The following is an 11,283-nucleotide window of genomic DNA, read 5'->3' as shown; positions in this document are numbered from 1 at the left end:
ACTCGTAGCAATCCTGCATGGCTGCCTGAAAACCAAAACCCTTTACAGCCAAACCGCCGGATGGGCACACCGCTACCAACACCTCGCCGCTTGACATCCAAGCTCCTGGGATGTCTGACACGCAGGGCTGCGGCGAAGTCCACGAGCCGTCGTTCGATGCCTGCTGGAATTGTGGGGCTGATCGCGAGGTAGTGAGAGGGAAGACTTCAAGGTCGTTCACGCGCGCGGGGCAGACCAAAAGTGCGGGGCAGACCGAGGTCCGACTCGACGAGTCGTTCGGCAGAGGGGCACTGTGCGGAAGTTACAGCGGACTTCAGTACTACACCAGCATTTTCCTGGGGTCGGGTTCAGGACCCAGCGGATTCGATGAGGTTCGATCTTCTTCTACGTCAGGGGTTTTCGCCAACTGTTCGGTGCTGCCCGATAATCCCTATGTGGGCGTCATCGATGGGGGTATGGGTATGGCGTGGACGGTCCTCGAGACGGTCTCGTCATGCGCTGTGCTCGTCCATCGACCGTCCAGCTATGTCGACTTGGCGCGATTGGCTGCCAGGGGGGAGATCTTGTCGGCTCCGTCGGGGTGGGAGGCATTGCTCACGACGGGAAAGTATTCGGTTCCTGCCGAGTTCGCGAAATTCTTCGAACGATCTGTGCCGGTACCGATCTGGGCGCTTCCCGGGTTGGCGCATTTGCGGACTCCCGATTCGCCGGCATACCTGACCGCTCGGCAGCAGGCTTCGCTGCTGCAACGGGTCGACTCGGAACGGACTGTTCGAGATGAAGTGTTCGACAGTGTCGACGTGCCCGGAACGACCCGAGCCCCCCGGATAGCCGCTGCTGATCTCGCCCCCGCCCCGGTATGGGTGCTCGTGGTCTCCGGCCTACTACCCCAACCGACGCACGTGTCCCTGCACACCCACCGCTCCGACGCTGAGGGCACCCTCACCACAGTGACTCGTGAACACCTGACACGCGGCGGACAACTCGCTGAACTCGACATCACCCTCGTGTCGCGTACTCCGGCCACAGACTGAAATACGCCAAGCCATCCACCGCGGCAGCTTCCGCAACGTCCGCGAACTCACCACCAGGATCCGCGCCTTCATCCACGGCTGGAACCCCCGAGCACACCCCTTCTCGTCTGGACCAAGACCGCCGAGGAGGTCCTGGCCAAAGCGCAACGCCCAAAAATTTCAAATACGGGGCACTAGGAAATACATGTGTGAATAGCATCGGCCTATCTGGTTATTGACAGGACACTGATTACTGACGATCACTGGCAGTCTCGTCATTAGGGGGACTATCGTCGGCGTCGACAACCGCGACGGCCTTCGTCGACCAGTCCGCCTGGAAATCGTTGCTCTCCGGGTGACGGGCAAATCCGAGAAGGGCTGGGAGATCGCGAACGAAATTCTCGCTGTGGTCATCGCCAAGCAAGGTCTAGCTCGGCCCCCGACGGCACTTGCGAGCCCTCCCTCTGGCGATCAGGTATACGAGGCCTGCGACCAGAACTATCAGCGAGAGCAGGGACCAGCCGGTCACATGCCAGGCGGCTGCCGCTACTGCGAAGGTAGCTGCCATGTTGAGTAGCGCACTGCCGCATCCGAATCGGGGGCTTGGTGCTGGCGCCGGAGCGGGCTTGGGCGGCGGGATCATGGATCGGCGGGGCTGTGTGGATCGGACGGTGGCGAGTTGGTGTAGGTCGTCGAGCAGTGTGCGGCCGAATTCCGTGCAGTTGCAGGCGGCTTCATGGTGGTTGCGGTCGCGTTCCAGTGAGGCCACGGCGTCTGTAGTGTTCACCCGCCCGAGGCTGGAGAGTTCGTCCCGGCCGACCTGGTAGGTCGTGAAGGTCTGCATCTCGTCTTCTCTGTGGGCCTTGTATAGGACTCCGTCCTGCCCGAGTACCGAGATGTAGCTCCACTCCCAGGTGGTCATCCCTTCCCGCTCGGTGCCACGCATGATCCGATAGGAGCGCAGGTACCAGCCGAGGGGCCCGCCCTCGGGCAGCGTCACGTCGAACGGGACACCGCGTTGCAGCAGCACCGGCGCCACCGTCGCGGCCAGGTGGGTGATCTCGGCCAGGCGATCGGTGGACACGGTGCGGTCGTACTCGTCCATCGAGACAGCCATAGGGAATCAGCGGCCCTTGATCGCTTCGCGCGCGAGGTTCCCGAGCGCCCCGGCTTGGCGGGCGAAATCTTTGACCACCTTCCAGTCGTCGCGGCTGGCGTTGGCGGGTGAATTCTTCACGCGGGCGATCGCATCGCGGACGTCCTGCTCCGAGCTGGCCATGAATTCCTCCTGGTGAACGGGGTTGGTACCGCTGAGATTAGGGCGGCGGAGCAGGGCGGGGACAGGTGTCTGTTTCGGGGGTGTTCGTTAGCGGGAGAAGTGGTCGCGCGCCGATTGCGGGTGGTTTAGGATTTCGCTCGACCGAGGGGGTGGCGAATGCGGCGTATCGGTGTCGTCGACGATCAGCGGGACTTCACCGTTTCCGCGCTGCGCTCCTATCTGGCGCCGTATCCGGAGCTGGAAATCACGGTCGCCGCGCAGACGGTGCCGGAGCTGCTGGCCTTCGACTTCGAACTCGACCTGGTGGTGCTGGACCTGCTGCTCGGCGACGGCTCGACGCCCTTCGACAATGTCACCGCGCTCGACGCGCGCGGCATCCCCACGCTGCTCTTCACCTCCGGCGAGGAACCGGAGCTGGTCCGGATGGCGGCGCGCGCCGGCGCGCGGGGAATGGCGAAGAAATCGGACCCGCCACAGGCGGTGGTGGACGCGATCCGCGCCGCCGCGAACGGTGAATCGGTGGTCTCGCCCGACCTGGCGACGGTGCTCGACGCAGATCCCGCCTTCGCCCCCAACCTCTCCCCGCGACTTCAGCGGGTGCTGGCGCTCTACGCCGCTGGTGAATCCGAGCGCGATATCGCCGAACTCATGGAGTTGAAACCGAATACGGTGAAGGGATATCTCGGCCGTATCCGCGCCCAGTACGCCGAACTCGGGCACGACGACCTGTCCCGCTCCGAGCTCAAGCGCGCCGCGCGGCTCGGTGGTTTCGTCCGGCGGCCGTGGTTTGCGCCGCGCCGAGGGGCATAGTGCGCGCCGCCGGTGCGGTCGAGACTCGGATTCTGCGGCTGTACTGCCGCTTCATCGGTATCGGGTACCTCACGTACCTCGGGATCGAGGCGCATCACATCCTCGCGGACACGGTGGTGGTGGCGCCGTGGTGGACGCCGCTGGCGGTCGCCGCGATCTTTCTTCCCGGAATCGCCGTCGGCGCGGCCACTTTCGGCTGGTGGCCGGTATCGGCGCGGACGACGGCGACCGTCGCCGCGCTGAGTTTCCTGCTGCCCACGCTGACATGGCTACTCGCCTGGAACGGGCGGACACCGCCGATCACCTACCTGTGGATCGTGGCCATCCCCGGGCTCGCCGGGCTCTGCGCGGCCGCGTTCTGGCCGGCGCGCGCCGCGCTCGGATACACCACGGTGCTGGTGACGTTGACCCAGCTCCTCAACCACATCTCCGGCGCGGCGACCGCCCACCTGATCCCCGATCTGATCACCAACATCAGCTACTGCCTGCTGCTGACCGGCGCGGGCTGCATCGCGGTGCGCACCGGCCGCGTGCTGGACCGAACCCGCAGCCGCGAGGGCGCGCAGGCCGCCGCCGAGGCCGCACGGACCGCGAAACTCACCGAACGCCGCCTGTTCCTCGACCTCATCCACACCTGGGTAATGGCGACACTGCTCGCCGCCGCGCGCGGCACACTGTCCGCCGGAGAGTTGCGGCGCCACGCCGAGATCACGCTCGCCAAACTCGCACGCCTCGACCAGCTGCCGCCCTCCACGGAGCCGGTGCCGCTGCCGGAGGTAGCCGGGCGGATCGCCGCGGCGGTGCGCGAGGTCGATGCGGGCACGCCGATCCAAGTCGCGGTCGATCCCGGGGTAGCCCAGCATCCGGCCCTGGTCGCGGAGGTCTTCGCGGCCGCGGCTGCCGAGGCGGTGCGCAACAGCTATCGACATGCGGGTTCGGGCACGGTCACGCTCGAAGTGAACGCGGATCGCATCCAGGTGCGAGTCTCGGACCAGGGGCCCGGTTTCGATCGCGGCGCAGTCGAGGCGGAGCGGCTGGGGCTGCGCGCGATCGAGGAGCGGGTCGGACAACTGCCCGGCGGTTCGGTCTCCATCACGACGGGAGAGGGCCGGGGCACCACCGTGACCCTGCAGTGGCGGGCACCGCAAACCGAGGCCGACGACATCCGCACCCTGCTCGGGATGCGGCAGCCGGTCGCATGGTTCGCGGTGGGCGGGTTCCTGCTCGGTATGGGCCTGCAGGCGGCGACAGCGCGGGTGGGGATCACCACCTGGTGGCCGGTAGGGGTCGCGCTACTGGTGCTGACGGCTGCCGCGGCCGCGCTGCTGATCGTGCCCGGCGACCCGATGCCGGTGACGGCCGCGCTCGCGGTGACGGCGGCCGGGCCGATCGCGATGGCACTGGTCTGCGCGGTGCTGCCGGTCCCGGTCAGCTCCGGCACCCAGCTGTGGCCGCTGTTCCTGGCGACGACGGTGTATGCGTTCCTGTGCGTGCGCGGCCGGATCGGATTCGGCTGGGCCGGTTCGGCATTGATCGCCACCGTAGCGATCACCTGGGCCGTCCAGACCGGGCAGGGGCTCGGCTTCGGGATCGGCATCACCGCCATCGACCTCGCGCCCATGACCATGGCCACCGCCATCGCCCTCACAGTGCGTCCCGCGGCGCGCGACATCTACCGGGTCCGCGCCGCGGCCCTGCGCCGCGCCGCCACGGCCGCGCATCTCGAAGCCGCGACCGTCGAACGCAGCACCCAACTCACCACCCTGAACCCCGAACTCTTCGCCCTGCTCGAACAGATCCGCACCCAGGGCAGACTCGCCGAAGCCGAAGCCGCAACCGCCGGGCTCTTCGAAGCCCACCTGCGCAGCATCGCCCGCGCCCCCGGCCTCGCACAGCCACTCATCGGCCGGGCCGCGTGGCAGGCACGGCGGCGAGGGATCGAGGTCCGGCTCTTCGACGACGGCGACGGACGCGCCGAGGACCTCGACGACACACAACGCGCCCGCTTCGCCGCCTGGGTCGCGACCGAACTCGACACCTGTGCAACAGCTTCGGTCGTCACCGTCCGGATCAACCCACCCCGCCGCCCCGCCCTGGCCACTCTCGTCGCCCGGGAAGCGAAGGTCACGCGACGACGCTCCTACGAACCCGAGAGCTGACTGGTGTGCCGGTAGCGATCAGCATCGGGCGCTCCTCAGGTGTCAACCGCTCAACCAAGGGCCGTGCATGTGACCAGATGTCGGCCAGATCTTCGTCGGTGAGGCATGCACCGCTCAGGAACTGATCTCCGGTTTCGATGCGGTTATGAGCAGCCGGAACAGGATTCGACCGCTCAGGAAGTCCCGAGCCAGATCGGCGGCTGCGGCAGCGGCGCGTCCGCGAGAACCTTGGCCCGTAGACGTCGGGCGCGCCGATGATCACCCGGGCGGCCGTAGACCAACGCCAGCGTGATCCGCAGCCGTGCCGATGCCCACCGATCAGCCACATCCGTCGATATCGGCCACATCCAGGCTACGTTTCCCCGCTGTTCCATATCGAAGGATTCGGAGCTGGTCCCGCGGTGGACGACCGGTGTCGTGAGTTCGAGGCTTCGGTAGGGGGTACTTGAGCGCGGGGCCTCCTACGGTGTGTCCCAGGTGTAGCCTTTGACGCTCCCATACAGAGAGTCGCCTTTCCTGCTACGACAACGACTCCAGGACGGGTCGGCGAATCTGCGCAGGCCCCGACGCGGTCGCACAATATCCGGGTCAGATCGGGCTCGGCCGTGGAAATAGGCGGCGTGCTCGGCTTCGAAGGGATCCAGTCCGCGGTAGGGCGACCGGGTGGACTTCGCTGGACGCGCCAGAGCCCGCACCCGCGCCGCGGCGTCGTGCGGGCTCTGGTCTCCTCGCTGCTTTCGACGCCGAGCACGCGCAAGATCGGTGTGAAGTACGGGCTGTCGGGCTCGGGCACCGCAGTGCCGGAGAACCAACCGTTGATCGTCCCGAACGGTACCTCTGGTCCCGCCCCAGGCGGCGTTTCCAGATATACGGTGTGCCGCACGCCGATACGGTGTGACGCGAGTGGGTGGCGTGCATGCACCACATCGGTGTGGGCTCGGTCGTCCGCAGCGGGTCGGTGACCCCGTGGTCGGTGACGCTACGGGCCAGTTCGGGGCAGCTCCGACAACACCCGGCAGGCCCACCGTCACCCGAATTCGGTCAATGGGGGTGGACAGGCGGTCGAGAGGACGTTTTCGGTCAGCGACCGTAGTTCGGGTCGTCCTCGGGCCGCTATCTGTCGCCACGACATCGTATGAAGAAAGATTCGGCGGTCTCCAGGCACGTTCACTCCGGCCGGAGGAGTACGGCTGGTGACTCTTCAGCAATCGCAAGGTTGTGTGAGCGGCGTTGAATCTGCTTTGATTCCGGCCACTTTCGAAGCAGGCTGTGTTGCCTATGGATAACGGCCTTGCATTTGTGCGCGCAAACTGGTGTGTGTCTCTTGCGTGAGGGTTGCGGCAGGATGCCTGTCGACCAGTGTCTCTGCCCGTGTGGGTCGTCTCGGAGTCGCTGTATCAGTGAGGCAACAAGAGTGCTGTTCGGCCTTCGATCGCCGACCAGTCCTCTGCGTGTGGTCTGAAGCTTGTCTCGAATCGTCGAACGCAGCAGTAGTGCAATGTGTTTGAACGACTTGGTCGACCGCGTCAGACGGCTTCAACGATGTCGTTCTTCGGGACTGATAGGGGTGGGGATGGATTTGATGTCGCTTGGTGCTGCGGCTGCAGCACTGTTGAAATCGAGGTTCAACGACCGGGTCGGTGCGGACTTGAGTGGCAGCGCGCGGTTCGCGGTGGCGCGCATACGCGAGATCGTGCTGCTCGAGGAGGTCGTTGAGGAGTCCGAGTCGGGTGTGCTGGGTCCGATCGAAGTCGGTGAGGCGGTGGTGGTGGTGGCTGCTCGTATTTGCGAGGCTGCTCGACAAGATCGGCGAATGGCGGCGCAACTGGCGCGGTGGATCTCGGTGGCGCGCCGCGATATGTCAGCGGACCGAGTCATCGTCGAGGCACTCGACCGTGCCGGTCTCTCTGATGCGGTGCACGCCGGATCACGGAGCCCGCAGCCCGGAGTACGGGGGGTGAATCTGGGGTTTCGTGCGTCGGAGGCGTCCCGGCAGGTGAACGTGGTCGGTGACAATACCGGCACGATCAACTCGACGACTGTGCACGAGGCGCCGTTGCCGCCACGACCGATCATGACGTCGACGCTGCGCCGAGATGTGTCGACGTTCATCGGCCGTGAGCGTGAGTTGGAGCGGATCCTGAGCGCGATGGCGCCGGGCCGGGTCCTGTCGATCCACACCCTCGACGGGATGCCCGGTGTCGGTAAGACCGCTCTGGTCACTCGGGCCGCGCATGTATTGGCTGATCGGTTTCCGGATGGCCGGTACTTCATCGACCTGCACGCTCACACTCCTGGGCGAGCACCGGATGATCCCAGTGATGTCCTGGCGGGTCTGTTGGTCGGGCTGGGTGTGGATCCTCGTAATCTGCCCGAGGATCTCGATGGACTCAGTAGCCTCTGGCGTGATCGACTCGCTCACAAACGTGCTCTGCTGGTGCTCGACGACGCGGCCGATGTCGATCAGGTCGAACCTTTGATTCCCGCGGGACAGGGTTGTCTGACGCTGGTGACCAGCAGACGCAGGCTGATGGCGTTGGACGGCGCGATGCCGTTCACGTTGGGCATGCTCGAGCCCGATCATGCCCGACTGTTGTTCGTCACCCTGGCGCGACGTGGCCCGAACGCATACGACGATGCTGCGGTGGCCCGGATCGTTCACCTGTGCGGATATCTCCCGCTGGCGATCGTTCTTCTGGCCGGGCGCCTGGCCCATCACCCCGCGTGGACGGTGACGGCACTGGCGAGGGAGTTCGAGGCCGCCGGTGATCGGTTGGCCGAATTCGACGTGGGTTCGCGCGCGGTCCGTGCGGCGTTCGGCATGTCGTACCGGAACCTGCCCCCCGAGCGGCAGCGGTTCTTTCGGTGTTTGGGTCTGCACCCTGGGCCGGACGTCGATGCCCCGGCCGCCGCCGCTCTTGCCGATGTCTCGATCGCGGTCGCGCGCGCAGAACTGGAAGCGCTCTACATCGACCACCTTCTCGAGGAGACGACACAAGGGCGCTACACACTCCACGACTTGCTGCGCGACTACGCACGCGCCCTTTGCGACACAGACCCGCGCGAGGCCCGCAATCGCGCTCTGGAACGGCTGCTGGACTACTACCAGTCCATGGCGGCAGCAGCTGACCGCTACCTGGCGAACTCGACCCGGCCGGTACCGCCACCGTCGACCTTGCCGGAGCAGAAGGTCGCGGTGAGTGGTTTCGGGCACGAGGTCGAGGCGTTGTCGTGGATGCGCGCCGAACGCGCAAACCTGCTGGCCTGCATCGAGCACACTACCCACCACCAGCCCATGCGCACCGCAACCCTGACCGCCATGCTCGCTGGCCTGCTCGAACGCGACGGGCCCTGGCCCCAAGCAGCGGATCTACATCGCCGCGCCGCCACGACAGCACACGAAATCGGCGACGTCCTCGGTGAAGCCAACGCCTTGGACAACCTTGGCATGCTCCGCGAATTCACCGGAGAATTCGCCGAATCTGTCGAGTTGCATCGGCAAGCCTTGTCGCTGTACCGCGCTATCGGCAACCGGCTCGGCGAAGCCAATGCTCTGAGCAATATCGGCACCGTGCGCCAGACGGCCGGGGAGTTCATTACCGCCGCTGAGCTGTTGAACCAAGCGTTGCCTATCTATCGCGAAGTCGGTAGCCGCCTGGGCGAGGCCAACACCCTCACGCTGCTCGGTGTCGTGGCACAACTCACCGGCGACTACACCGGCGGCACCGACCTGCACGAGCAGGCGTTAGCGCTCTACCGTGACATCAGCAACTGGCAGGGAGAAGCTACCTCGCTGATGATCCTCGGCCTGGCCCGCATGTGGACCGGCGACATCACGCAGGCCGAAACCCTGCTGGAACGAGCACTCGAAATCCACCGACAGATCGGCAACCGTCTCGGCGAAGCCAACTCCCTCACGATCCTGGGCATCGTCCGTCAGCTCACCCAGGACCTGGTGGCGGCCGGTGACTTCCTGGAACGAGGACTCGGAATCCACCGCGAGATCGGCAACCGTCTCGGTGAAGCGAACACCCTCAACAAACTGGGCAGCGTGCACCGAGCAACCGGAAACTTCTCCGAAGCAGCCGAACTACACCGCAATGCGCTGATCCTGGTCCGGGAGATCGGCAACCCGCTCGGTGAAGCCGAGGTCCTCAACGAAACCGGCAAGTTACTTCTCGAAACCGCCGCGCCGCAGGCTGCCGTGCACACGTTCACCGACGCACTCGACGTGGCCTGCCGTATCCAGAGCCAGCTCGAACAAGCGCGCGCCCTGGAAGGATCTGCCCGCGGCCGGGCCGCGCTCGGCGACACTCGAACAGCCATCACCCAACTGCGCGAAGCCGTGCACCTCTACCAGCGACTGTCCTCGCCCGAACTCGACCCTGCCGCTGCGTACCTTGCCACACTCGAACAACATTCGACCCCATTACCGGACCCCGTCACCGACGCCGTCGAACAATGACCTGATGTCGGCAGTTCGTAGCCTCGAAGTGTTTAGAACCCTTGAAGGGATGACAATGATTGATCCGGTGTCGCTCGGCATCGCGGCAGCAGTACTGCTGGCCTCGAAGTTCGGCGAAAACATGGCCGAGCAGGCGGCTACGAGCAGCTGGCGCGCTGTCACCCAGCTACGCGAGCTGATCGCAGGCAAGTTCGGCAGCAATGCTGAAAGTCACGCAGCTTTAGCGGAATTGGAGCGAAACCCCTCCGCGGCGAACCAGGTCGCCGCTGCCGAGGTAATCGACGCCGCCGCCGGAAACGACCCTGCATTCGCCACTGCCTTGCAACAACTGGTGAACAGTGCCGTGCAGAACGAGACGATAAACACCTTCGTTGCCAACGCCTACGATAACGCCCGTCAAGTCAACATAAACGGCGACAACTCTGGCAGCATCAATCTCTGATCCGCCAATCCACGGTTGGGGCTGCTCGCGTCCCACGAGATGGCTGGAGATCTTGGACAGGTGGCTCATATCGCCGCCCCCGCGAGCGTGTCCTTTCGCCGTGCCGGCCCCGTGGGAGTCCGCGACCCTGGGACGGCAGGGCACTGCTGGATACCCGCCCCGCGGCCGGTCGGGGTGTCTGTGGGATACCGGTCGTTCCGGCCGCCGCGGAATTGCCTGTCGGGTACGGTGTTCGCTGCTCACAGCCGGATGGAACGGCTGCGTGAACACCTCGGCATCGAGCGATGGCTGCTCCACGGTGGTTCCTGGGTGTCCACCCTGACCCTGGCCTACGCCCAACGTCAGCGGATCGTGCTGGTCGGAGTTGACTATGACGCGCCCACAGGAGATCGACTGGCTCTACCACGGCCCTGCGGTTGCTGCTCCCGGTCCAGTGGCAGCGTTTCCGATCCGGGTTGCGCCGGAGAACCGTGACGCGAAACTGGTCGAGGCATAGCGGCGATTGATGGAGCACGAGGATCCAGGTGTCGCGAGAGGGCTGCGCGGGAATGGTGCGCATGGGAGGACGCGGTGATCGCGCACGAAACCCTCGGCGCACCAGGCCACTGCAGCGCCACACCCGATATCACCTGCGGGCGCCAGCCCCGCACAGGAAAGATGCGGGGTTGCGCCTCGTCAGGGTGGTGAAACGGCGGGCCGCCGAGAACCAGGCTGGGCGCTATGTCTCGACGGCCCGCCTCGACCCCAGGGACGTGTGCCTGGGATATCCGCGATTCGATCTCACCGCTGAACGCACCCTGCCCGATGGCGCAGCGTCGGTGTCGTCTCTTCATCCTGGCGTGGGCGTTCACCGATCAGAGCGAAGACTGGTCGGTGGTCCTGACGCGCGGGCGATCTGGCGACGTGACGGCACGACGATTACGCTGTGCCGCAGGCTCATGCCAGCCTTTGCCGCGGTCGGCTGGTCCGGCCCAAGCCGAGCTCGGCCTCGCGGTCAGTTGTGAAACATGCTGCTGCCGCCCGATTCAGCAAGTTCGAGCCGTCCGACTCCTGATCGCTTCCTCCTCGGTATCCATCCGATGAACGTCGGTGGGGCGGGCATCGCGCTTCCGGTC

Annotated in this window: 8 protein-coding genes and 2 pseudogenes; 7 read left to right on the top strand and 3 right to left on the bottom strand. The window is 65.7% G+C overall.

Going from position 1 to position 11,283, the window contains the following annotated elements:
• Positions 1-800 precede the first annotated feature (800 nt).
• On the top strand, positions 801-1,034 hold the full coding sequence (locus JZ792_RS29525; RefSeq protein ID WP_216915586.1) for a hypothetical protein: 234 nt from the start codon (positions 801-803) through the stop codon (positions 1,032-1,034).
• Between the two features lie 4 nt (positions 1,035-1,038).
• Positions 1,039-1,211, top strand: a pseudogene (locus JZ792_RS42290) (IS630 family transposase); the annotation flags it as partial.
• A gap of 229 nt (positions 1,212-1,440) precedes the next feature.
• Here JZ792_RS42290 and JZ792_RS29520 read toward each other — a convergent pair.
• Positions 1,441-2,118 (bottom strand): hypothetical protein, encoded by a 678-nt coding sequence (locus JZ792_RS29520; RefSeq protein WP_216915584.1) that lies wholly within the window; start codon positions 2,116-2,118, stop codon positions 1,441-1,443.
• An 18-nt stretch (positions 2,119-2,136) separates the two neighbouring features.
• Entirely contained in the window at positions 2,137-2,292 is a 156-nt protein-coding gene (locus tag JZ792_RS29515; protein WP_216915582.1) for a hypothetical protein, read from the bottom strand.
• Positions 2,293-2,448: 156 nt separating this feature from the next.
• On the opposite strand from JZ792_RS29515, the gene JZ792_RS29510 reads away from it, so the two are divergent.
• Both JZ792_RS29510 and JZ792_RS29505 read left to right on the top strand, forming a co-directional pair.
• On the top strand, positions 2,449-3,102 hold the full coding sequence (locus JZ792_RS29510) for a helix-turn-helix transcriptional regulator (RefSeq protein WP_216915580.1): 654 nt from the start codon (positions 2,449-2,451) through the stop codon (positions 3,100-3,102).
• Positions 3,102-5,261: a DUF8320 family protein gene (locus tag JZ792_RS29505; protein WP_216915578.1), complete on the top strand. Its 2,160-nt coding sequence runs from the start codon at positions 3,102-3,104 to the stop codon at positions 5,259-5,261. Before JZ792_RS29510 ends, JZ792_RS29505 begins: the two co-directional genes overlap by 1 nt.
• A gap of 173 nt (positions 5,262-5,434) precedes the next feature.
• On the opposite strand, the gene JZ792_RS29500 is transcribed toward JZ792_RS29505, so the two are convergent.
• On the bottom strand, positions 5,435-5,587 hold the full coding sequence (locus tag JZ792_RS29500) for a hypothetical protein (protein ID WP_216915576.1): 153 nt from the start codon (positions 5,585-5,587) through the stop codon (positions 5,435-5,437).
• A gap of 1,172 nt (positions 5,588-6,759) precedes the next feature.
• Here JZ792_RS29500 and JZ792_RS43275 point away from each other — a divergent pair.
• From JZ792_RS43275 to JZ792_RS29490, 3 genes and pseudogenes are all read left to right on the top strand, one after another.
• Positions 6,760-7,806 (top strand): annotated as a pseudogene (locus JZ792_RS43275) (hypothetical protein); the annotation flags it as partial.
• A 228-nt stretch (positions 7,807-8,034) separates the two neighbouring features.
• Positions 8,035-9,726, top strand: coding sequence for a tetratricopeptide repeat protein (locus tag JZ792_RS42280; protein WP_254190518.1), 1,692 nt, complete (start codon positions 8,035-8,037; stop codon positions 9,724-9,726).
• 4 nt (positions 9,727-9,730) lie between these two features.
• Entirely contained in the window at positions 9,731-10,168 is a 438-nt protein-coding gene (locus JZ792_RS29490; RefSeq protein WP_216915572.1) for a Het-E N-terminal domain-containing protein, read from the top strand.
• Positions 10,169-11,283 lie beyond the last annotated feature (1,115 nt).

This window comes from Nocardia noduli (assembly GCF_019038455.1).
Taxonomy (GTDB): domain Bacteria; phylum Actinomycetota; class Actinomycetes; order Mycobacteriales; family Mycobacteriaceae; genus Nocardia; species Nocardia noduli.
Note: the sequence above shows the minus strand (reverse complement) of the source record. Positions and strands in the feature narration are given on the sequence as shown.